The organism is Planococcus sp. FY231025, assembly GCF_052078085.1.
Taxonomy (GTDB): domain Bacteria; phylum Bacillota; class Bacilli; order Bacillales_A; family Planococcaceae; genus Planococcus.
Window position 1 is genome coordinate 443691 of the sequence record NZ_JBQJJG010000005.1, and the last position, 23701, is coordinate 467391.

Below are 23701 nucleotides of genomic sequence, written 5' to 3' on the forward strand. Positions count from 1 at the left end.
AAAGGGATATGAGGTGAGAACATGAAGGATAGCGAATTAAAGAGACAAATAACCGAGCTGGTTTCCAATCGGAAATTAGAGAAAGCGGAAGCTTTATTGATCGATTATGTACAGAAAAACCCCGATGATCTTGAAGGGTGGAATCGATTGATTATGCTAGAAACCTTAGATCCCATTGAGGATTATGAACAGGCAGCTGAGTATACTAAAGATGCGCTGATGCATCACAACGACCAGCCGATTTATTTCGTTTTGATTTTGCTTTTTTCTCGCTTGCATAGGGGAGAGTTGGATCATGTGTTGGTTGAACAAGCAAAGGGTGCGCTAAACAAAGCAGATCCGGAAATTGCTTCCATGATTTCACTTCTCCTTGCCAGCTACTATGAAAGGAAAGATAGCATCCAATATGAGGCTTTCTTAAAAAAATCGATCGAAACCTATCCTTATTTTGTTAAGAACTACCTGGAATTAGGGCAATATTATGTAGCGAATAGGCAGAGGGAGCTTGGGAAAGAACTGATCAGAAAAGGTCTGGCTCAAGTGCAGCTTATCTACAAAACGGAAGATGACGACGAAGAGCTCGATTGGCTGGATATTGACCGCTATGTAAATGAAAGGCTCACACGCGTTTTCATCATGGAATCTAGTTATAACGATTTTGAGGAGTTACTGCAATAGGGCAACGAGTTTATAGCATGGATGGGGCTGTATTCGGATGAACAGCCGATAGGGAATTCAAGAAAATTTCTACTCAGTTTGAATGTAACTTAATCCTAATTAAGTTACATTCAAAATCCCTATTTCAAAAAAGTTAGAAGCATCACAAGCGAAAGTGAATTTGCTAAAAAAATGTTACATTCAAAAAGGCTATTCTATAAGCCTCGGAGACGAGTATTGTGAAGTATGTAATTTACATAGCCATGATTATCGGAAGAGAAGAAGCCGACTAAGCTTCTTCTCTTTTTAATAATGCGCCTCTAGCTTATAAAAATTTTTCAGAAACAGAACACTCGCCAAATATAATGGGTATAATAAGAACAAACGTTCTTATTATTGAAAGGGGAGTAGATTATGGAGAAAAATAGAAGTTTTAGTCAATCAAATGGAGGAAGGCACACGCAATGGGAGGGGTTGTTTGTCTCGCAGCATGCCTGGGGGTCCGATGCAGTATGCGATCCGCAGCCGATGCTCAGTGCCGATGAAAAACAGGCTATAGGGGATATGCTGATCGTCGCACTTGACCGCAAATGTACCGTCTTCATCCAATCCTGGGAAGACCGTCATTTCAAATTCCACCGGTGCACAATCCAGGAAATAGATGATGTGCAGCGCATCATCACCTATGAAGATCCGTTTGGCGAATGGCCATTGGCCATTGATACGATTACTTCCATGCATATGCTGGACTGATCCATCGGTTGTTGGAGTGTTCAGCTGCAACTGCTGAAAATCCACTTCCGGAATTTTGTTTTACAAATAAGTGAGGGCATTATTGGCTTTGGAAATGATGGAGAAGACCTGGAAGTCTGTTCCTGAAACAAGTATAGTGAAATAAGATTGAGTTATCTGTCAAAATGCTGGAGGCCGGTTTTCTCCTTAAGCAGAAGTCATCCGGATGAAAATAATTGGGTTAGAACATGAATGGCCATATTAAATTGTATGAGGGAGCTGATTCTTTGAGTTATTTTTCGAAAAGCAGTACAGAAATTTCATTAGAGGACACACAGAAAGAGTTTGGCAAACTGAAAAAACAGCTTCATGATCTGCTTTACCGGCTAGGGGATGATGGAGAAAACATTGCCCCCAGTCGGGACTCGGACAAACGATTTTTAATCCAGCAATACCGTGGACTGACCGAAAAGTTGGATGGTATCCACCGGAAGCTGGAGTATCTGTCCAAAGACGTCATCTCAGAAGGGCCGATTTTCCATAATTCCGCTGGCCGTTATGAAATGCTGAACGGTGAATACTTCACAAGCGGGAGTACCATCGAACTTCTGGTGAAGGATGAGGACGAAGATGAAGATGAGAGAGCGTATTGGATCCTGACGACCATCGAACACAACGGAGACGACTATTATGCAGTGGCTCTAGGACGGGAAACATCCATTAACGGCATGACGGCCCGCCTGAGAAGATGACTGTCCAAACAGGTGGTTGTCTCTATAACCTAATAGAGCAGCATGCCAGTTATACATAGTACCGCTAGAGAAAAACGGTTCAAAGTTTACATTTTAAATAACAGTAAATTTATTTCACGTTGAAGTTAATCGCAGTATTCAGCCAGCTAAAGAATTAAAGGGATTTTTCCGATAAAGATAACGGGGAGGCCAAGAAAATGCAGATAGATTTTTCTCAAATAGACACCAGTGTCATCGATAGAATGGCTTTGTTTATCGGAATATTAGCAGTAGGTTGCGTGCTTCTTCCGATGTTGGTGGGTGGAATGCTAAAACTCATTAGAATGCCTTTTTTCATTGTGAGAATGGGCGTCGGGTTCACAGGCTTAGGGTGGTTTTATTACTGGGCTACAGAAATTTTAAGTGAATTTTAGAAATGGGTAAATGAATAAAGTAATCCAGGAGTCTGTGTTTAGCAGTTGGATAACTGTTAGATGGTGTCATGCTTGCTGAACTGATAGACACTCTCTAACCCCAAAGTTAAGAGTATAGAGGAAGGGAAGATAACAATGGAGGTTGGTTATCTTTCTTTCTTGATTTCTATTTGTTCGCAAAACTTTAGTTTAACGAATAATAATTTTTAATTTCGGCAGTAATGAAATAATTTATTAATACACCGTTTTTATTTTAACGATCAATTGAAAATATTCATAAAAATTTGTTAATAAAATTAACTTTTTAATGTATTATTTCAAATATATTACAATACGATTACAAATTCCTATATTTTATTATTTCTTTCCTTTTATACTATTTTAGTACAACTACATTAGGGGGAAAGAAATTGAAGAAATACCTTTTGTCGCTTATTGCGACCGTTATGTGTATCAGTATAGTTTCACCGCTTCAGCCTGTGGAAGCTGATACCAATCCATCCACGACACCGGAAACGCTTCCGGTCCAGGAAACTCAACCACCTTCCTTCCAAAAGGAAATTGAACTTATAGAGGAACGCACGGCGACCACCCAGGTCTTCCAGCAGGAGGATGGGGCGCACCGCATGGAAATCTCGCCGGAGCCGATCCATGTGCAGGACGCCAAAACGAAGAAATGGGTGCCGATTGACAATACCCTCGTGGAGAAGTCGACTGGCCGTCACCACAACGCAAAAAACGACTTTGATGCTTCGTTTGCAGCTGAGACTGCAAGTGGGGATTCACTGGTCTCACTTAAGCAACAAGGGAAAACCGTGGAAATCAAAGCCATCAAGTACAAAGGAAAAGCTGCCGCGAAGGTTGACGCCGTGACAGAAGAGAACCAAGTCACGTACGAAGAGATCTATCCGGATACCGATCTGGTCTACACCGTCGGCAACACGAAAATCAAAGAGGACATCGTCCTCAAGAAGCAGCCGGCTGGAACTGAGCCGCTTTCGTATTCGTTTGATTTTCAGATTACCGGCATGACGTTGGAACGGACGGCAGACGGCTACCTGTACCTGCTTGATGCCGTGACGAAGGACCGTGTGTTCACCATCGAGAAGCCGTTCATGATGGACTCCTCGACACCGGAAGGGTTCGTTTCCAATCTACCGAATCCGGTGCCGGAAGGCGCCTGGACCAATGCCATTGAAGTGGACGCCCAGCAAACCGGCGACCAATTGACGCTGACTTTAAAACCGGACATGGCGTGGCTGCAGGACCCGAAACGGGTCTACCCGGTAGTGCTGGATCCGACCGTAAAAGTGTATCAGCCGAATCACGCATTGAACGACACGACGATCCGAAGCGCGTTGCCGGATACGACTGGCGGCGCGGACCAGGAACTTGGAGCGGGCTTATACAAGAACAGCACGACTAACAACATCGTCCGTTCCCTGCTCCAGTTTGATGTGGGTACTTTGCCGCGCGGTGCCAAGATCATGAACGCCCAGTTGAACCTGCGTTTGTCCTCAGTCTGGAACGATACGGCCGCTTCCATTCAGCTCTATGAAACAAGCAACGCTTGGGAAGAGGACCGTGCGACCTGGAACCGCCGAACGCTCGGTTCCCTTTGGACAAACAAAGGCGGCGACTACAGCTCTTTCCTATCGAGTCAGACGGTCGGAGCATTAGAAACCACTGCCACAGAGCCACCGCTTTTCAAATGGCCCATCAAAGCTGAAACAGTCCAGAAATGGATGGATACACCGACGCAGAACCTTGGCCTGACTTTAAAGTCATCGAACGAAACGCTCGCCACCTACAAGAAGTTCTATTCGAGTGATGCCAGTGGCATGCTTAACTACTCGCCTAAGCTAACAATCACTTATTATCCTATCAGCCGGCTAGGTATGGAAAATTATTGGGCTTACTTTTACCACGACCTAGTGAATGGTCAGGGAGCAATAAATATTGGTACTGGAAATCTTGTTGTGGATTATAGTGATTTTTCCATTAGTGGTCGCGGAAATTCTGGATTCTTGTTTAATCGAAATTATAATTCAAAAGCTGTAGAAGATTCTGCTTTTGGATTTGGTTGGTCATTTACCGGATCAGAAACCATATCGCAATTTCCTAACAATGACGTTTTATATCAAGATGCTGACGGTACAACCCATCTATTTGATTGGAATTTAGTAAACAACACTTATACAGCTCCCCCAGGTGTTTATCAGTCATTATCAAAATTAAACCCTGATATATTTGTTCTGACAGACTTCAATGGGAACCGTACTGTATTTAGTGAACGGGTAGATAATCCTGAATTACAGAGTCGAATATATCGAATTGCATATAAAGAGGACCGTAATCAAAATAGAATTACATTTCAACGGCAAGTAGACGGTACATTGACAGGAATACAAGATGCTACAGGGCGTACCTTAACTTTGCAGTACGAGAATGGGCGCGTTATTTCAACAACTTTTGAAGGAACAAAGAACTCTGCTTATAGTTATCATATAGATGGCCGTTTGAAGTCAGTGACCGATTTCAAAGATGGCACTTCAGGTTCTATAACTTCATTCCAGTATAATTCTGAAGGATTATTATCTGCAATAATAGATCCTAATGGGGGGGAAACATACTACCTATATGAAAATGGTTATTTGAGAGCAGTGCAGCAACCATCAATTACTGAAGCCAGTTCCACTACTATTTATGATTATAGTAATTTAAATAACTTTATTGTAATTGAGAGTGATGGAATTGGTAACCAGACTACTTATAATTTGAACAATAATTATCTCGTTGTAACCGTTACTGATCCAATGAAATATAATACAACTCTTACCTATGACAATCAATATAATCTAAAAACAGTTAAAGATCCAAAAGGAAACTTGACTGTTAAGGATTATGATACAAAAGGAAATTTACTTTCAATAACTGACAGTTTAGGAAATACCGTTTCGACAACTTATAATAATTTTAGTCAACCACTTACTGAAACTGACGCAAATGGTACTGTAGCTTATGAGTATAATTCCTATGGGGATTTAATTAAGGAAACAAACACCTTAGGTGAAAGTACTTATTTTACTTATCAAGAACCATATGGAAATCTTCTTAGTCTAACTCGACCAGATGGCTCAATGGAAGTTAATGAGTATGACGATCAACAAAATTATATGACTAAAACTACTGATAAACTGAATAGAAGTATATCAAATATTAGCGATAAATATGGAAACATAATTCAAACAACAGATGCGAATGGAAATATTTCCTCATATGATTATAACGAGCAAAATCAGTTAGTCTCATTGAGAGATGGCACTAATAACGTGACTTCTTATTCATATGATGCGAATGGAAATATGATAGCAATTCTAAATGGTATAGGAAACGTCTTTAAATTCGCTTATAATGATCAAAATCAATTTATATCTCGTACTGAGCCTTTGGGTCAGACAATAAAACTAGATTACGATGCGATTGGAAATTTAGTTAAAGTAACACAACCCGACGGCCAAACATCTGTTATAACAGAATATGACGCAAACCGCCGACCAAATAAAATTAAAATAAACAGTGAATTAAAATGGACTTATGGATATGATGAAAATGGAAATAAGACCTCTGTAATTAATGCTCAAACCAATAGTGCTAAAAGTTTTTCATACGATCAGTTAAACCAGTTGAAAACTGAATCAAATGGAAATCAACTAATAGAATACAATTACTCTCCTACTAATATGTGGACTAGTATCATAGGAAGTTCTGGAACAAAAAAATTCACCCAAAGCTTCGTTTATGATACCAAAGATCAATTAAAGAATGTCTATCATAACGGCTCTATTCAAGTAGGAATGGATTATACAACGGCCGGGCTCCTTTCTGAACGTCGATATGTTAATGGCGTACATTCCTTTTACAGCAATGATGTAGCGCAGCAATTAAGTAATATTAAAGTTAGTCTCGGAACTAATGTGCTCTTCGAAGAGACAAACGATTATGATTTGAATGGTAATCTAACTACGGTAACATCCGCTTTTGGGAAAAAAGTGTATAGTTATGATAAAAAAAATCAGCTATCAAACCAGGAACTTTCAGAATTCGGAATAGATGAATCCTATTCTTATGACAAAGTCGGGAATAGAATAAGTAAGAGTACGATAAAAAATGGCACCACTATTACCAAATTATATGAGTATGACGCAAACAACCGCCTTATTTCTGCAGATGGGCAATTATATACTTATGATGACAATGGGAATCGGCTTAAAGACGGAAAATACAGTTATGTTTACGATAAGTTCAATCGTTTAACAAGTGTAAAGAATCTTTCAGGTGCTACAATTTCCATTTATGCTTATGATGAAAAGGGCCGTAGAATTAGCAAAACTACTAACGGTAAAACAACGAATTATCATTATGATCAAGGAATAAATGTTCTCTTTGAAACCGATAATAGTGGCAATGTTACTACAGAATATATTTACGATTCTTTTGGATTACCAACTGTAATGACGAAGAATAATCTGAATTACTACTTTATTTATAACAGTAATCATGAAATAACGTATCTAACAGATCAGAAGGGTGTCGTTGTTGCATCATATACGTATGATGCATGGGGTAACATTCTAACTGAAGATGGACCAATGGCAACAGAAAATCCCTTCCGATATAAATCTTACTATTACGATTATGATACAGAAATGTATTATCTCATTGCTCGATATTACGAGCCGACGGAAGGAGTATTTATTTCTTCCGATCCGAATGGCGGGGATATAGAAAGTCCAAACACTCAGAACGGATATAACTATGCCATAAACAATCCAGTTCGCTTTATTGATCCTGATGGGCATATGTATGTGGATAGAGTCAAATTAGGTCCTATTCGTGCAGGTGCACCAAAAGCAGGAGCAAAGCCAACTAAAAGTCTGAAATTTAACACTGGATCAGATGGCGAAAAATATTTGAGTAAATTAGTAGGAGGTTCAACGCAGACATCATTCAATACTACCTATGGAAAAAGGATAGTAGATTCTTATGCTAATAAAATTGCTCACGAGTCAAAAGTTGGCTATACTTCTTTAACAAGTTTTATAAAGAAACAAGTTTTAAAAGATGCTGAATTGAAGAAACTTGGTAAAATAAATGGGGCACATTGGCATTTTTTCAGAAGCGGCAAAACCGGCAAGATCGGTCCGTCTCAGCCACTTTTAGATTTTTTGAAAAAACATGGTATAAAATATACAATTCATTATACGCAATAAAATATACCCTTTACTATTAAGGAGAATGTTATATGAACTATCCTTTTATGGAACCACCATTTGAATTCGAATCTTTTGAAAAAATGACAAAAAAAGAAGCGCAACTACATTACGATTGGTACATGGAAGAAGTGCCAAAGCGGTTAGAACTTTTAAAAATGGCCTACGTATATACAGGGGGAGGAGACAAAGAAGATCTTGATTTTACACCACTATCATTAGTGAATTTGTGGAAATGGTTTTTATTGCAAATTGAAAGTGCTCCGAAATCAGCAGAAGACCTTGCTGAAGAAAGGTTAAACGCACCAGATTGGCTTCATGAATCTTTAATGGAAAATACAGAAAAACCTAGCGAAGGAACAGTTTGTATTGCGATGGATATAGCAATCTACTTCAACGAAGTGTTAATTAGAAATCACGGTGATTTAAGTTGGGGATATCGAACAAAACCAAAAACAGTTGAATATTTAAATCGTCCAGTAACGATTGGTTTCTCGAACACTCTTACGCTGGATCCTAGAGAAATTCTTTACAATTTAACTTTAAGATCAATAAATGGAGAAAGCGATGAAAAAGCGTTATATAATCTTTACAAAGCATGGAGTGAGTTTGTTTAAAAAATATAAAAATATACTATAATAACCACTGTAATGAAAAGCGAAAGGAACACTACTGATAGTGATTCCTTTCGCTAATTTTTTAACTTTTTCCTAATCTTTATTATCCATTCTCCTCAGAATGACGCGCTGCTCTTCTTGGCTGAGGTTGGTGTAAAGGGAAGTGGTTTCAATTGAATTATGACCTAATTGATCGCGTAATGCCACAAGCGATCCACCTTCATCCAGAAAACCCTTGGCAAAAGAATGACGTAGCTTATGAGGGCTTAACCGTTTCCCGGCCATGAATGACTCCGAATACTTCTTCACCAATTTTTCAATGGATTCAACTGAAATCGGATTGGCTTTACCCCGATACTTTGTCAAGAAGACGAATAGATTCTTCTTTTCAGGGCTGTAGAGCTGCACCCGTTTATCCAGGTAATTTTTTAAATCCGTCATAGCAGTATCGGTGATGCTAATGGTGTCCAACTTGTTACCTTTGCGGAGAGCGTGAATGTCCCCATGGATTAAGTCGATATCAGTAGTTAGCAATCCTGCGACTTCATTTATCCTGACACCGCTCCCTAGAAGCAGGGAAATGATCGCAATATCGCGTAGTCGATTACGTTCGAAGCGAGCGGCTGCTCGAGAGGTCAAAGTCAATACGTATTCCTCCCGGACAAAGTGCAAGAAATCCTTCATTTCCAATATGTCAAAGGTGTTGGCACTGATTCGTTTGGATCGGCGGGCAGTCGATTCAGTCTTTTTTGGCGATTTGATTTTTGCCATGACGTTTCGGTAGAAATAGCATTCACCTTCGTCGTCTTCGCTTTCCGTCGTCAGGTAATTGAACAGGGACTTCAGCGACTGGATAAAGCGGTTGGTGCTGTCGATGGAGCGGGTGGTAAAGACGTCTTTGCGCTTCTCGATCTTTTCGTCCATCAGCATTTCGAAGAGCATTTCAACGTCCTTCTTTTTCAGTGACTCTAAAACGGTGTAGGGGACTGCAACGTTGGTTTCAGCATCACTGAAGCCTTCTTGACGCAGCCAATTAAAGAAACGCTTAAAATCGTGCAGGTAGCCGCTTAGCGTACGCACCGAATAAGTGGCCCGTTTCTTTGCCCGTACATATTCGACAATATAGAAGGACATATCCTTTATGGCCTGATTAACATACTGTTCAGCTAATATGTTTTTTCATGTGGAGCAGACATCAGAACACTTCCTTTATTATTTAGTTTATTATCTTTTATACAAAAGGATTAAATTCAAAGATAGTCAAAATTTATGCTGAATCCATTTTTAGCTGACATTTAAATGTGGATTGAATTAATGAAAGAGTCGATGTTATCCAATGTCTCTCAGGAAATACTCCCGCGAGCGGGTACATTTTAGGAATAGAAGAAGGAGAGATACTTTTCGACAAAAAGGCATTTATCCAATCTCTAAATTCATATTTGTTCGCAAAATATCAATTTAACGAACATACATAAACTTTTTGAAGGTGGAGGGAGAATAGAACTTACTCTTAGTTTAGACTTTTAAGTTTACGCAAAATACCAATTTAATTCACATATCATCAGATTATCAGAAGTTGTATGAATACAAATGGAGAAAAGAGGCCGTTTAGAGCGCCTCTTTTCTCCATTTTCGTTTGTATAAGTGTGCTTTTACGAACGCTTTGATTTTCCAAATTATCTAGCTATTAATTTTAGTTCTACGTATATTTAACATAAGAGTTTTGATACCAATGCCTAAAAGATAACCAAGGAGGAACTATGGACCAAAGTAAAATTCGTACAAGAAAAGACGAGGATGGAATCACAGTGTTAATTGGGAAAAATAACGTACAAGAATCCATTCTGTATATCCAAACACACCAAATTAAAAGTGCAAAGGTGACCTATTCCTATGAAGAATCCCAAATCGATTTCTTAAGTAAATGCCCAACCATCGAATCTTTTTCCCTGGAAGGTCCGAATGTGAAGAATTTGAGTGGACTCTATCAGTTGAAGGGGCTTAAAGTTTTGTCAATCAATGATACGGCTCCTTCCTTGGCGATCGATTTTAGCCAATTAACCACATTGGAAGAGATCTACGGCACACTGCCCCCGAAAGCCGTGGCCATGGGCAGCCTGATCAACTTGAAGAAAATGCAGGTTTCGGGCTATAAATCAAAAGAGAAAAACCTCAAGGAGTTCACAGACCTGAAAGCGCTCGAAGATCTCGAGCTCATCAGCTCCAACATCACTTCCCTGGAAGGGATCCAAGGATTAAAGAAATTGCGGCGCCTGGGCCTGTTCAGTATGAGAAGCCTGATGGACATCAGCGCGATACAGCATCTGTCGGAAAAGTTGAAAGATCTCGAAATAGAGTCTGCGAAAAAAATAGAGGATTTTTCTCCGATAGGCAAGGTCTGGTCGCTTGAAGATTTAGCTTTAGATAACTGTGGAACGATTCCATCCATCCGTTTCATAAAACACCTCCCGCATCTAGAAAGCATGAAATTTTGGGATTCCACTGTAGTAGATGGGGACGTCTCACCGTGCCTCGAGCTGGAATACGTTTATTTCACGAATAAGAAACATTATTCCCACAAGCTAATAGAAGGGGATAGGTTCAGTGACCGACCCCTTTTTATAGAAAAATCATTGTCGCAAGACGCTGAATTCGTCCAGCAAAACGCAAATCAGTTGGAGCAGCCTTTACCTACGCAAGCTTGGAAAATTCGAATGGACGAAGGCGACGACCTGTTTACAGATGAAAATATAGCCGCAACAGAGAAAGTGCTTCAAGCTTATAGGGAAGGCCTTTCTCATCTTCAAAACCCGAGTGACGAAGAAATCCTTCGGAAAGTAAAGGAAACGATCCTTCGTTTAAATGCATTAAATGAAAAATATGATTCCTTCATCGAGACACTGGAACGGGAAGAACTTTGTGATTTCATCATGGAAAAAGCGCAAAACGCCGGTTTGGAGACAGAGGAAGACATTACCGAAGAATGGCGGGAATGGTAGGGGAAATTTTACTAGATATTCATGAGCTAAGATAGAAAACAAATGAAAGGTGCTAGCTTAGTGAAAGTGAATGTAATTTATGTGCAGTTAAGTTACATTCAAATAAAGAAAAAGAGGCATTAATAGAAATTGAAGCCTACTTAACTTATCTACAAATTTAAGGGGACATGGTTATGGTTGAGTATCTATTTATTAAAAAAACTATCGATGAGTGGGATCCAATCGGTTTATTAGAAATGGGATGCCCAAATGACGAATATGAACCTGAAATAAGAGAAATTGAAAGACTTTCCTATCATGCGAAATCAATTGATGAACTCGCATTAGACATCCGACAAGTTTTAATAAAATGGTTTGATGAGTGTTTACCAATTGAAAAATGTTATCCCGTGGCTTTAAAAATATGGACCGAGTATCAAGAAGAAAACTGAAAGGATTTCAGTGATTGAGATCCTTTAAAATCAATTTTATATAATAGCCGCAAAACGAATGTAACTTATTGTGAAATAAGTTACATTCAGTTTCTGTTTTAACTTGATATTCTTATCGTTTGTCACGGAGAGAGAAATTTGGTTTCTACGTGCTTGAAGTCATTCCAAAGCTTTTCCTCATTTACCACATATTTTTCTTTTTTTAACCGATTTATCGAAAGTTTGAGAGCTTTTCTTAAATTAGTGATTATATATGTTTTAATGATTTTTTCATCGATATTTCCCCATTTATCGCGTGCCATGAAGACATCAATCGATATATATCTATTCTTTTTGCTAAGGCGTAACTTTTCACATCCTTCAAACTCAAAATACCATATTTCCCCATCCACTCTGAACGCTACAAGAAATTGATCTACATCTTTGCAGTAGGGTTTATCGCAATGGTGATCTAAAAGCTTTGTTAATTCAGGGAAATGAGAGCCGACTGCTTTATTCGCGTTTCTATCTCCCATTTGACCGAAAATAGTTATATAAGAGTATTCTTGATTCTCCATTTATTAAGCCCCTTTCCCTTTAAAGCCTTTCAAATACTGTCATCTTACTTCAAAACGTTCTATCTTGTCAGTCTTAACTGGATGGTCTATTGAATCAAACAAATAATAGTTTCTTTAATTTCTATACCAGCACCAATATTTATTGTATTCTTTAAAAAATATTTCTTTGAATCTGAATGTAACTTATTAACAATTAAGTTACATTCAAAACGTAATTTCATGGTAAAGGTATTCAGCGAGTTATTCTTTATTTTTCATGCAGTCAGGAGGCCCATATGAGCAAAAAAGAGTTTATAGAAGAGCTGAACGAAATTATAAAAGACCCTATCTTTATTGGAAACTCTATTGAGGACCTCTTCAGTGAGACAGGAGAAAACACTTGGTCCGTTTCGATGGGACAAGCGCTGGTGGATGAATTCACCAAGGAAGAATTGGTTTTATTCTTTACTCAAGTTCAAACCAATAGAAAAGAACAGATTGTCCAAACCAGTGATCATCCCATAATTTTTTATGCTTGGTTTGACTGGCAGGCCGCTAGCCTAAAGTTCAGTCTCATATCTGATTTCCATGAAAAGTTACCTTTTGGCAGACCATACAAAACAATCGCGAGTATAGAACCCATTGTAGCTGAATTTTTGCAATTTCCGTTTCACGAGGGTCTCCCTATAACGGAGACTCATGACGAGATTTCCAATGAGATGGAAGAAGATGAAGAAGTGATGGAACCATTGAATGTTTTCTCAATTGTGATTTCTAATTAGAAAGACTCGAGAACTAATTCCAAAATGAATGTAACTTAATGCTAAACAAATTACTTTCAGATTCCCGATACTTTTGAGTTGCTCAGAAATACAAAAACGCCGAGATTACTGAAATAAGATCCATGTAATTCCTTGATTTTACTGATTTCACCTTTTCCTTGGCCGCACTCGGTTTACTTTAAGTAAGAATTCTTTAGTAATTTATTTTTGACGAATTTAGTTCATGCCAATAGAAGCAGGAGGTAACTTGTTGAAAAAATATGGTGTTGGGCTTTTCTTATCCCTCGTTGTTTTGCTTCTTCTCTTTATTGTAAATGCACAAATTTACCGTCATGTGATGCTCTTAAATACGCCGATTATCCTCTTAAGCCTCCATGTCATCGTCTATAAACACCTTATGCCGGAAAAGCGGTATGGCGCTTATTTTTTATTTGTTCTGGTAGTAGGAGCGTCGATTTTCTTTTCGTTGCCAGAATACACCCATCAGCAAGCCCAAGAGGAGATTTTGGACGCCTATGGCCAAGACCTGAAGTTGACCGAACAAGACAACTTGCCTCTCGATCGGGACGATTCCTGGAATCCTTTCGCGCCTAGATGGGGCTATGCTTTTGTGGGAACCGTGCCTTCAAGCCAAGAGCACATCTCCTTTCTCTTTATTCCGGACACTGGAAGGATCCTCGAAATTGCCCCTTGAGAAATTTTTCATCCATGCTAAGTAGTTTCTTAAAGATAGATTAAAAGAAGTCATATTTAAAAGAAGTAGACTCTTCTACAGATCAATTGAATTTAGTACATAACCAAAAAGAATTACATATAAAGGTGGAATCATATGCCAAAGATCGACAATATGCTGGCAATCCTCTGGATGCTTCGTTCAGGTGAAAAAATTACGGCGAAGCAAATTTCAGAAAAGCTGGAGATGAATATCAGGACGGTTTATCGGTACATCGATACAATTTCAACAAGCGGCGTCCCCATCGTTTCCGAACCGGGCCATAACGGGGGGTACACGGTATTGAACCATTTTATTGAGGCTCCTCTTTTTTTGATTTTGAGGAGCAGACTTCCCTTTTTCACGCTGCTGTATTTGCAGAAGAAGCGGGCTATTATGGAGGGGAAGCCCTAAATAGGGCCATTTCAAAATTAAGCAATCATTCCAATCAAGAGCAGGAAACAAAGGTCAACCAACATATCACAAGTCTTGAAGTAATCAGCCGGAGCGGTTCGATTTCTGCAGAACCGTTTTTGAAGGAATTGGAGCAAGCTTTAGTTGCTGGACACTCCGTAACAGTTGTTTACCAAAAAAGCGGCGAAACCCAATCGAATGATCGATTGGTCGATCCGTACAGAATACTCTATTGGAATCAGAAGTGGTATGTGATTGGATTTTGCCATGTGAGGAACGATATCCGCAGTTTCAGGGTAGATTGAATTGAAAGTCTGCTGCTCACTAAAAACAAGTTTATCCGGCCAGAGAATTTTTCGGCACGCGACTTTTTCATAAAAAATCTGCTGCCGACGATGGAAGAGCAAGCAGGGGTTATTCCGTTGGTTCTTAACGGGAATAAAAATGTATTGGATGATGTGTGCCAACATTGGTTTTTGGGACATTATCTACAAGAACGTACTCCAACTCAAGCCGTTTTTCTTATTGAAGAAGATGTGATCCATACGTATGTCCCTCATTTGCTTTTGCCATACAATAAATCCGTTAAAGTAATTGAGCCAATCAGTCTTAAGAATAGAATTGTCGAAGTTCTAGTAGATTTAATTAAATTTCATGAAGTATGATGACTTCCCTGACACTAGCTGTCAGGGAAGTCGTTTTATAATTGCTTTATCAAATGTGATTGGAGTGTCAGGGGATGCAGACAACAAAAGCGTATCTTTATGTATTTAATACAATGTCGGATTGGGAATATGGGTATTTAATTGCTGAACTAAACTCAGGAAGATATTTCAAAAAAGGGGCAGCGCCTTTAAAGGTCATTACCGTAGGAGCGAACCTAGAGATGATTACGACGATGGGAGGGCTGCACTTAAAACCGGATTTTTCACTCAACGAATGCATGCTTGAGAGGAATGATCTTTTGATTTTGCCTGGAGGAACTACTTGGAATGAAAAAATTCATCAACCTGTCTTGGAACGGGTGGGCGAAGCTTTAAAGCATGGCGTCATTGTTGCTGCGATTTGCGGTGCAATTGAGGCTCTTGCGCATAGGGGATACTTAGATACTAGAAGGCATACAAGCAATAACTTGGAGTATACCAAAATGGTCTGCCCTGACTATAAAGGAGAAGATTTCTACGAGTTGAATTCTGCGGTATCGGATGGGAATTTAATTACGGCATCCGGAATAGCGCCGCTGGAATTTGCGGTGGAAGTATTGAGGAAATTGGATGTAGTTGCACCTGATGCATTGAATTCATGGTATAGCTTAAATAAGACACATGAACCAGAATACTTCTTCCAGTTAATGAATTCACTAAACAAATGAAGGAGCTGAAAAGCCCAATTTCTCTGTTTTGATTTACAGAGAAGCTGTGCTTTTTAACTTGGAAATTTTCCTTGGCTGCTTTTTACTGAAGCCGTCTCAGTACCTGTAAAGATAAAAAGGGATCCTCTCTATACTTATACGAATGGTTTTCGTTTTCACGAAGTGTGAATCATCCATGGAGATTATTGCTATTATGAGGTTAGATAGAGAAACCGAATTTATTAGGGAAGGAGAACTCCAATGCGTGAACAGAGCAGAATCAATAAAAGTGCTTGGGAACATCGTGCATATGAATTTTGGAATAAGCGGGACGGTTCGCCGGAAGAAAAGGCAAAAGAAATCATAAACAATCCGAGGGCGAATTTAAAAAAGCATCAAACCTATTTTGAAGAACTAGACGGGATGAAGGTGGCAAATGTCTGCGGATCGAATGGAAGAAAAGCTGTTCCGTTGTCTTTATTAGGTGCCGAGGTAACGGTTTTCGATATATCAGAAGAAAATAGAAGATACGCTTTGGAATTAGCCGATTGTGCAAATACGGTTATCGATTACATAGTGGGAGATGTCTATGAGATTGATTTGGTTCAATACAGAAATCGTTTTGACATTATTTATATGGAAGGCGGAGTTTTGCATTACTTCGAGGACATCGATAAATTGATGGAGGTGCTTTTTTCAATTCTTAAGGAAGGGGGACGAATGATTTTAAGTGATTATCATCCTATAAAAAGATGCATCAGCTCAGACTTCAACTATATCCCTGCCTATTTTAATACTGAATTGCACAAAGGAGACCTAGCTTATAAAAGATTTTTTAGTGGGCAAGAGCAGCAAGATTTTCCGGATGTATCGCTTAGATACCATACACTGAGTGAGATCCTTAATTCCGTCATTACGACTGGTTTTAATTTGCAGCGATTTGATGAACATCCTGGTTGGAAAGGCGAAAATATACCGTGGGAGTTCACCCTATTAGCTTTTAAATAACACCAAATCACAAAGAGGAAAGGCAGGGCGAAACAGCGCTGCTTTTCCTCTCTGGCCGATAAAAGGGATTTTATTTTCTCGCTTTGATGATCATCGTGGTGGGGAACTTTTGTGCTTTGTAAAGTGAATAATAACGGTCGGACACTTCCGCTTCCATGTTCTTCAATTGGACCGGTACATCCGCTTCGACGACTTCTTCAATGATAAAACCGGATTGAACCAGTGTATTTATATATGTACTAAGCTTACGCTGCGGAATCACAACGGGCGCATCTTCCCCTTTGAAATTGTCGTAGCGTGTCATGCCCTCCTCCTGATAGGAGCCTGTCAGTGAAATAAGTCCGTTTTCACTTTGCAGATGGGCATAAAGCGGATGATCCCAGCTAAAGATGAAATAACCACCGGATTTTAAATAGGAATAGATCAGGTTAAACGTGCTTTTCAAATCGCTCGTCCATCCTATCGCATAGATGGAATAGACGATGTCAAAATGCTCTTTGGGAAGACCGATATCTTCTTCCATGGGTGCGCAGTACAAGTTAGCCTGCAGCTCTCTTAAAGTGTCCTTTGCGGTGTCGATTTGCTTCTCGGAAAAATCGACGCCCCACAATTCTGCAGCTCCTTTTGCTTTCATATACGCCAAGGAATGGCCGCTGCCACAGCCGATATCCAGCACTTTTTTATCTTGGATCGCTTCAAACAACCGCAGTTCTTCATCCGTTTGGGTAAAGGGGCCGAAGCTTGGCAATGCATCGATGCCGTTAAAATGGCCGGCGACCATGTTCCAACTCTTTTGGTTCTGCTTTAAAATTTCCGCTTTCATTATCCAACCTCCATTCAATAGATAAATTCTCGTAAAAAGATTTTAATCCTGCCATTTTGGACTGGCATATATGAAAAAGTATATAGAAGTATTCGAATAGTTAAGGGGACGGAATTCTTATACGATTAACGTCAGCATGCCGTTATGAATAAAGGAAGTTTAAACAAGGAGGAAAAACAGGATGTCCGATCATAAAGATGAAGAAAAATTGCCAGGTGGAAATGTTTCGAATGTCTATCGCAGAGGAAACACTGTACGCCGTGACTTAAAGCCGGACAGTTATAAAATTCATGGGTTGTTGAAGCATTTGGAAACCAAAGGTTTTACGCAGGCACCCCGATTTTTAGGAATAGATGAAGACGGAAGAGAAACTTTAACGTACATAGAAGGAGAAGCCGGAAATTATCCGGTTAAAGAATATATGTGGTCAAACGACGCCTTGAAAGAAATAGTGAAAATGCTTCGCCAATACCACGATGCAGTAAGCGATTTTTCATTTGATGACACCTGGCCATCGTTAGATAATACGCCATCGAACCATGAAGTGTTATGCCATAATGTTTTGCCATCTACAACGTTATTTTTAAAGATAAGACACCAGTAGCTATCATTGATTTCGATCATGCGGGTCCCGGCCCGCGGCTATGGGATATTGCATACGCCCTTTACACCTGTATTCCCTTAAGTAGATATAATCTATCGACACCAGCTGAGGAAGTAATTTTCTATGATGCTGCTCAAGATGCGGACCGAATAAAAGAGCGGATTAATATATTCTGTGAAGCTTATGGAAAAGAAGTTGAAGAAAATTTTCTGGAGATGGTCGTGCTTCGACTGGAAGGGTTGTGCAAGACGATCGTAAGAAAAGCGCAGGAAGGAGAGCCGGCTTTTCAAAAAATGTTTGCGGAAGGACACGTGGACCATTATCAAAATGAAAGGAAATTCATTCTTGAAAATGGCCATGATTGGATTTAGGGAGCATTGAAAAGATCATTTTCATCATTGCCGGATTCGTTCCTCCTCCATCGGATAGGAGGTGCCACGCATTATTTGTTTAGCGGAACTTCTTTTACCTTTTTGATCAACGCATCAATGGCGCAGCCATAACCTAACGCCAGCACAAAATGGAGAGGCAAGAGAAAAAAAAAGGAAGTCCATAGCATCCGGCAATAAGGAACGGATCAATCCGAATAAAGGATCTATTGCTGTATAAAGGAGCGACTTCGCTGGCTGTGCAAACAGTTCAAACAAGATCAGCAAAAAACTGAAAATCGGCAGCCAAAAAGCGAATTTAGAAAAGAGCTTCATGCTAAACCTCCTTTGGCGTATTGTTAACAGGATAAAAAAATATAGACGATGGTTGGAAAAGTACTTAATTATAGCATTAGAAGCGGATACAGGAAGACATAATATTTACCCTTCTAGCAATAAAAAAGGCTGTATGGTGTTCAGATACAGAAATTAGAGCAGAGCGGAAACGTGTTCCTCTATAACGCTTTTATTTTAAAGAAGGTCGTTTGTCCTACCGAGTTGCAAGAATATTTGCTAAACTGTATTAAAGGAATTTTATGGGAGCTACAATGAATCGGAATGAAGAAGCCATTTTCTTAGAACAAAGAGGAGAAGAAAACAATGCTAAACTTTCCAATTAGAAACTTGTTCACAAAATGGGAATTGTATCATACAACTGCTAGTGTCGATCAACATTTTTCCATGTTAGAAGAGCTAAGAAACCATGGCATTGATTTTAAAACAAAGGGCCTAAATCTTGGTGGCGGATATGGAGGAGGGAGTGGATTTAGTACCGTTTATCATATCTATATCCGAAAAGAAGAAGAATGAATGAGAAAGAAGATGTGGATGGAAGAACATCTTCTTTATTTTTGTCTGCAAAACTGTATTTACGAATGGAATGAATTAAATTCAAAATTTATTTAATAAAGATGTAACTTTTTACCAGGTGGTTTGTCTAATAGTGGTAAAGGGGCGAGAACAATGAAGAAATTATATATTTCACTCATTCTTATTTTAATGGCTATAGCCATTGTAGTCTTTGAACCATTCCGCTCGGAACCACCTACACCAGAAGTGACAATCAATGGGGAAAAGATTCCCACTACGCAAGGTTCATTTTGTTGGGGCGGAATTATGTTTGCCCAATGTGTCGACTTTATTTACACGTCTCCTTTGGACATGGCACAAAAACATGTCCCGACAAAAGTTTTTCCAGATGAGAAAATAGAAATTGACTTTGATAAAGAACCCTTATCGGAATCAATGAAAGTAGAACAATGGATTGACGAGAACAACATAAAAAATATCGTCCTTAAAAACGATTCCATTACCATTCCAGAAGAAAAAGGGGTATACGTCTACCATATACAGTCCCGTTGGAAACAAGGAGATGGCAATTACGCTTTCTCAATAGAAGTAAAATGAGCAAACTTTGTTATATCGCTCAGACACAATTTGTAATGATTATATCAATCAATACTTACTTTTAATTCCAAGCAAACAAATTACGTCTTACTAGAGGCCGAATAAATAGAAAGGAGACATTCGAATTAACGCCGAATGTCTCCTTTCTATTTTTAAGTTCTTACACGGTTCGCCACAAAAGAATTCTGCCTTTGTAGGCAATGAGACTGACTGCTGCCAATAACATTCCGGACAAGAGGAAGACACCGCGAATGCCGAATACATCTGCCAAGATTCCCATTAAGAGGGAAGCGATCCCGAAGGTTCCGGTGCCAATTGCTCCGAGTGTAGTAAACACGGTTGGCAATTGAGCTTTTGGAACACTCGTCTGGACCACCGTCTGTTGCGGAATATTCTTGATTTGGGCCGAAATCCCAACCAAAAAGGAAAAAAGCAGTGCGAACATCGGAAGGCTCGTCAACCCAAAGAAGATGGTGACCAAGCTGCTGGAGATTGCCCCAAGAAAAATAAATTGGCTGAGTCTCTGTTCGATCCAATCTGAAAAACGCAGACAAAACAAGCTGCCAGCAATCAGTCCCAGGAAAAAGGCGCCGTTAATGAATCCCCACCATTTTTCATCCGCCAACAAGGCATCACTGACGAAGACATAGAGAATGGCTGCAATCCAAACCGTACCAGCAATCGTCTCCAAGACATCCATCCAGACTATGCGTTTTAATACAGGCGAAGTGGAGACGGTCTGCCACCCTTGGGTGATTTGCTGCCATTTTCCTTGCTCCTTTGAAGGTATAAAGTCGACAGCTTGCAAACTGCTTAACAATAGGCTGGAGACCAAAAACAAGCCAGCTGTCAGCCAGACCAATTCGGTTGCAGAGAGCCAAATCAACAGCGAGCTGCCGACAAACCACATGGCGGTCTGAATCAGTTGGGTGACGGTTTCGGTAATTCCATTCGCCTTCAGCAGCTGCTCACTCTTCACGTAATTTGGAATGAGCGATTGGGTCACCGGATTAGCGCAGCCGTCCAACAAGGCGATCAAGCTGATGACCAAAAACAATCCGTAGAAATTGGATATAGAAAGTTGCGGCAGAAAAAATGCCAATGCAAGAAGCAAGACGGTTTTCCCCATCTGCGAACCAGTCAACAGCCATTTCAGGTTAAAGCGCTGCATCAGCAAAGGCGTCAACGTATTCGAGATGAACATCGAGCTAGTGATAGTGAATGGAACAAAAGCAGCTGCAGTAGCTGATCCGGTCAATTCAAAAATGATGTAAATGATGCTGACGATATACAAGACGTCACCGATATTGGCAAGCGATTGCCCGGTCAGCAGCAAGTTGAAATTTCGATTCAGTTTCATTAATAAGCTCCCCCAAGAGTTCATTTCTTAAATGATTTCTAATGAAGGAGATGGATCAAATTGGACAAATTGTCATGTCAGCTATTCCTTTCGGTGTGAAGATAAATCTTGGGGGACTTAGAGTTATCGAGATTTTTGATTATTTCTATTATACGTGATGTTATTGGAAAATAAATGGCGACTGAAGAAAAAATTGGATATAGTAAAAGGAAGTATCATTTTGCTGCTGGTACAAGAGAAATAGTTTAATGAAATATATTGAGGAGTGAATCAAGGGGGAAGCGTTTAATGAAAAAAATCATGCTTTTTATACTAGTTGGTTTATGTTTAGTAAGTTTAGGAACGACCGCTTACTATATTTATACAAATTATCATAAGACTCCCGAGAGTGCCTTGGCGGAATTAAGACAAGAGACAAATGCCCAAATTCTGAATCTGCCGAAAAATAATTTAGTACTTCTCATCGATGAAAAAGGCGATGTATCGATTGCTTTTATGAAAGTGGAACGTCTATTCAATTTATACAAAGACTTTAAAGTATTTCCTACTCCTTTGAATATCTATAGTTCGGACTTAAATAATGAAATTCCTTATGCAACGGGTCCTTGGTATTTAGAATTTACTTTCGGGCTGGTCAAAAATCATAAAGTAGGATATACAGCACTTGGTAGTACAGTCAGAAAAGACAATGTGTCCAATGTTTTTTCAGTTGAAGACGTCATCAATGATGCTGATCAAACCGGTGTAAAGGTATGGTACATCTCTTCAGGTTCATCGTCGTCAGCAGATCTGAAAAGTAAAATTTTATTTCTGGATGAAGACAAGGAAACTTTAGAAATAGGAAAGAAGGATTTTTTTGAAAAAAAGGTTACTCCATCGAATTAGTTAACACCTAGTAAATTAATAGAAAATGAATCGATAATAAGGGAGAGGAGAGGCTTATAGAAGCATATCTTCTCCCCTTTCTGTCTGTAAAAATATACTTTTACGAACACTTTATCGAAGGGACTATATATTGTAGTTTATTTCGTTGAGTAATAGTGAATGTTAATATAGTAGTCAATCTATACAATAAATCAAAGCCCACGGAATCTGAAAAATTAGTCCAAAAACCTTTGAGTTGAGAGACTTTTGCGATAAAGAAGATAGTTGGGAGGAATTTCACTTATGCCGATTATCATGCATGAAATTTATATCCAAGTTCCAATCAGAGTTTGTTTCGATCTTGCCAGAAATGTTGATATCCATACCGAAACTACTGCTAAGACAAAGGAACGAGCTATTGCAGGAGTAACAACAGGGTTAATGGAAGAAGGAGACAGCGTAACTTGGGAAGCTATTCATTTTGGTGTGAAGCAAAAGCTCACTGCTAGAATTATCGAAATGGAGACACCCTATCGATTTACAGATGAGATGGTGAAAGGGGCATTCCATTCTTTTACCCATACGCATGAATTTATCGAAATAGACTGCGGAACAATCATGAAAGACAGATTTGTTTATCGTTCTCCTCTTGGCCTTTTCGGGAAAATAGCGGACAAGTTATTTTTAGAAAAATATATGAGAAAATTTATTGTGGACCGGGCAATTAAACTAAAGAAAATAGCGGAATATAAGAAGAAGTAGAGTTTACATATCATCAGCTTATCGGAAAAAAGGAGTGTTTCAAACTTCAGCTGTAAAAAAAGAGCTTGCTTTCTTTTTGTTTGGATAAGCGGAATTATACAAATACGTTCTTCAAAAAATCGGCATATATTTTTTTGCCTACCTAGCTTCAAGCTTAAAATGATTTATATACAGACATGCTTGATAATCATTACAAGGACTGAATTTGAAACTTTTGTCCAAGAAGAACGTAAATATTGGTATGCAAAACTTATAGGAAGTGGAAAATGTATTACTTTATGCTTTTATTAGGATTTTTCTTTATTTTGATAGCCATTGGAGCTATTGTTTTCCTGTTCAAACAAAAGGAATTTAAATTTTTAGATGTTGGAAAGATTCTATTCGCTTTGCTAATTGGCAATTTCCTCTTAATAATTACCGTACCTAGTTTAAAATCTATACTGTTTGAGGAATACGATGTGGTGGAAGGGGAGTGCAGCATTGAAATAATTTCTTCCGGCCGATATACGGAAACGGAGATCACTCTACTTGAAACGGATGAGTGGTTTACGTTTTCTGACGTTCCCGAATTGGATGCCTATGGGAAATCGATTCCTTACTATTGTGAAGTAACACTTACAGAAGACCATGAATTTGGTATCAGCTACAAAATTTTTGATGCTTCTTCACGTGAACTATTAATAACAAATAAGTAAATTTAGGAGGAAGAAACTTGATATCAAGTTTCTTCCTTTTTCATTTTAGATTTAAGACAGGGAGATATAGATAAGCCACAT

The 23701-nt window shown here is 39.1% G+C and carries 21 protein-coding genes and 2 pseudogenes; 19 read left to right on the plus strand and 4 right to left on the minus strand.

Features of this window, described 5'->3' with window-relative positions; all coding sequences use genetic code 11:
- Positions 1–21: 21 nt before the first annotated feature.
- The 6 genes from ACTL32_RS08565 to ACTL32_RS08590 all read left to right on the plus strand — a co-directional run bounded on the left by ACTL32_RS08565 (position 22) and on the right by ACTL32_RS08590 (position 8444).
- Positions 22–678 (plus strand): hypothetical protein, encoded by a 657-nt coding sequence (locus tag ACTL32_RS08565; RefSeq protein ID WP_441341045.1) that lies wholly within the window; start codon positions 22–24, stop codon positions 676–678.
- A 393-nt stretch (positions 679–1071) separates the two neighbouring features.
- Positions 1072–1410 carry a YolD-like family protein gene (locus ACTL32_RS08570; protein WP_441341046.1) on the plus strand — a complete coding sequence of 113 codons (339 nt, stop codon included), beginning with the start codon at positions 1072–1074 and terminating at the stop codon, positions 1408–1410.
- A 266-nt stretch (positions 1411–1676) separates the two neighbouring features.
- Positions 1677–2141, plus strand: a complete 465-nt coding sequence (locus ACTL32_RS08575) for a DUF5348 domain-containing protein (protein WP_441341047.1) — start codon at positions 1677–1679, stop codon at positions 2139–2141.
- A gap of 197 nt (positions 2142–2338) precedes the next feature.
- Positions 2339–2554 carry a hypothetical protein gene (locus tag ACTL32_RS08580; RefSeq protein ID WP_441341048.1) on the plus strand — a complete coding sequence of 72 codons (216 nt, stop codon included), beginning with the start codon at positions 2339–2341 and terminating at the stop codon, positions 2552–2554.
- A 410-nt stretch (positions 2555–2964) separates the two neighbouring features.
- Positions 2965–7827 (plus strand): DNRLRE domain-containing protein, encoded by a 4863-nt coding sequence (locus ACTL32_RS08585; protein WP_441341049.1) that lies wholly within the window; start codon positions 2965–2967, stop codon positions 7825–7827.
- 32 nt (positions 7828–7859) lie between these two features.
- On the plus strand, positions 7860–8444 hold the full coding sequence (locus tag ACTL32_RS08590) for a hypothetical protein (protein WP_441341050.1): 585 nt from the start codon (positions 7860–7862) through the stop codon (positions 8442–8444).
- Between the two features lie 93 nt (positions 8445–8537).
- Here the strand turns inward: ACTL32_RS08590 and xerS are convergent, their stop codons facing one another.
- A complete protein-coding gene (xerS, locus tag ACTL32_RS08595; RefSeq protein WP_441341211.1) occupies positions 8538–9617 on the minus strand; it encodes a tyrosine recombinase XerS in 1080 nt (359 codons plus the stop codon).
- A gap of 1541 nt (positions 9618–11158) precedes the next feature.
- Here xerS and ACTL32_RS08600 point away from each other — a divergent pair.
- Positions 11159–11443 (plus strand): hypothetical protein, encoded by a 285-nt coding sequence (locus tag ACTL32_RS08600; protein WP_441341212.1) that lies wholly within the window; start codon positions 11159–11161, stop codon positions 11441–11443.
- Between the two features lie 173 nt (positions 11444–11616).
- Positions 11617–11874, plus strand: coding sequence for a DUF1871 family protein (locus ACTL32_RS08605; protein ID WP_441341051.1), 258 nt, complete (start codon positions 11617–11619; stop codon positions 11872–11874).
- A gap of 122 nt (positions 11875–11996) precedes the next feature.
- Here ACTL32_RS08605 and ACTL32_RS08610 read toward each other — a convergent pair whose 3' ends face one another.
- Complete coding sequence (locus ACTL32_RS08610) at positions 11997–12431, minus strand: hypothetical protein (protein WP_441341052.1); 435 nt, start codon at positions 12429–12431, stop codon at positions 11997–11999.
- A gap of 275 nt (positions 12432–12706) precedes the next feature.
- Here ACTL32_RS08610 and ACTL32_RS08615 point away from each other — a divergent pair, with 275 nt between their 5' ends.
- The 5 genes and pseudogenes from ACTL32_RS08615 (at position 12707) to ACTL32_RS08635 (ending at position 16677) form a co-directional block, all read left to right on the plus strand.
- Positions 12707–13192 (plus strand): hypothetical protein, encoded by a 486-nt coding sequence (locus ACTL32_RS08615; protein ID WP_441341053.1) that lies wholly within the window; start codon positions 12707–12709, stop codon positions 13190–13192.
- A gap of 250 nt (positions 13193–13442) precedes the next feature.
- A complete protein-coding gene (locus ACTL32_RS08620; RefSeq protein ID WP_441341054.1) occupies positions 13443–13886 on the plus strand; it encodes a hypothetical protein in 444 nt (147 codons plus the stop codon).
- 135 nt (positions 13887–14021) lie between these two features.
- Positions 14022–14983: pseudogene (locus tag ACTL32_RS08625) on the plus strand (helix-turn-helix transcriptional regulator).
- Between the two features lie 74 nt (positions 14984–15057).
- Entirely contained in the window at positions 15058–15690 is a 633-nt protein-coding gene (locus tag ACTL32_RS08630; protein WP_441341055.1) for a type 1 glutamine amidotransferase family protein, read from the plus strand.
- Between the two features lie 240 nt (positions 15691–15930).
- The gene (locus tag ACTL32_RS08635) at positions 15931–16677 is read left to right on the plus strand and encodes a class I SAM-dependent methyltransferase (protein WP_441341056.1); all 747 of its coding nucleotides are present in this window, start codon (positions 15931–15933) and stop codon (positions 16675–16677) included.
- A gap of 70 nt (positions 16678–16747) precedes the next feature.
- Here the strand turns inward: ACTL32_RS08635 and ACTL32_RS08640 are convergent, their stop codons facing one another.
- Entirely contained in the window at positions 16748–17500 is a 753-nt protein-coding gene (locus tag ACTL32_RS08640) for a class I SAM-dependent methyltransferase (RefSeq protein ID WP_441341057.1), read from the minus strand.
- A 181-nt stretch (positions 17501–17681) separates the two neighbouring features.
- Here ACTL32_RS08640 and ACTL32_RS08645 point away from each other — a divergent pair.
- From ACTL32_RS08645 to ACTL32_RS08655, 3 genes and pseudogenes are all read left to right on the plus strand, one after another.
- Positions 17682–18475 (plus strand): annotated as a pseudogene (locus ACTL32_RS08645) (aminoglycoside phosphotransferase family protein).
- A gap of 657 nt (positions 18476–19132) precedes the next feature.
- Complete coding sequence (locus ACTL32_RS08650) at positions 19133–19342, plus strand: hypothetical protein (protein ID WP_441341058.1); 210 nt, start codon at positions 19133–19135, stop codon at positions 19340–19342.
- A 153-nt stretch (positions 19343–19495) separates the two neighbouring features.
- The gene (locus ACTL32_RS08655) at positions 19496–19939 is read left to right on the plus strand and encodes a hypothetical protein (RefSeq protein WP_441341059.1); all 444 of its coding nucleotides are present in this window, start codon (positions 19496–19498) and stop codon (positions 19937–19939) included.
- Between the two features lie 160 nt (positions 19940–20099).
- On the opposite strand, the gene ACTL32_RS08660 is transcribed toward ACTL32_RS08655, so the two are convergent.
- The gene (locus ACTL32_RS08660) at positions 20100–21299 is read right to left on the minus strand and encodes an MFS transporter (RefSeq protein WP_441341060.1); all 1200 of its coding nucleotides are present in this window, start codon (positions 21297–21299) and stop codon (positions 20100–20102) included.
- A 288-nt stretch (positions 21300–21587) separates the two neighbouring features.
- On the opposite strand from ACTL32_RS08660, the gene ACTL32_RS08665 reads away from it, so the two are divergent.
- The 3 genes from ACTL32_RS08665 to ACTL32_RS08675 all read left to right on the plus strand — a co-directional run bounded on the left by ACTL32_RS08665 (position 21588) and on the right by ACTL32_RS08675 (position 23620).
- Positions 21588–22184 (plus strand): hypothetical protein, encoded by a 597-nt coding sequence (locus tag ACTL32_RS08665; RefSeq protein WP_441341061.1) that lies wholly within the window; start codon positions 21588–21590, stop codon positions 22182–22184.
- Positions 22185–22466: 282 nt separating this feature from the next.
- Positions 22467–22925 (plus strand): SRPBCC family protein, encoded by a 459-nt coding sequence (locus tag ACTL32_RS08670; RefSeq protein ID WP_441341062.1) that lies wholly within the window; start codon positions 22467–22469, stop codon positions 22923–22925.
- A gap of 266 nt (positions 22926–23191) precedes the next feature.
- A complete protein-coding gene (locus ACTL32_RS08675) occupies positions 23192–23620 on the plus strand; it encodes a hypothetical protein (RefSeq protein ID WP_441341063.1) in 429 nt (142 codons plus the stop codon).
- Positions 23621–23701 lie beyond the last annotated feature (81 nt).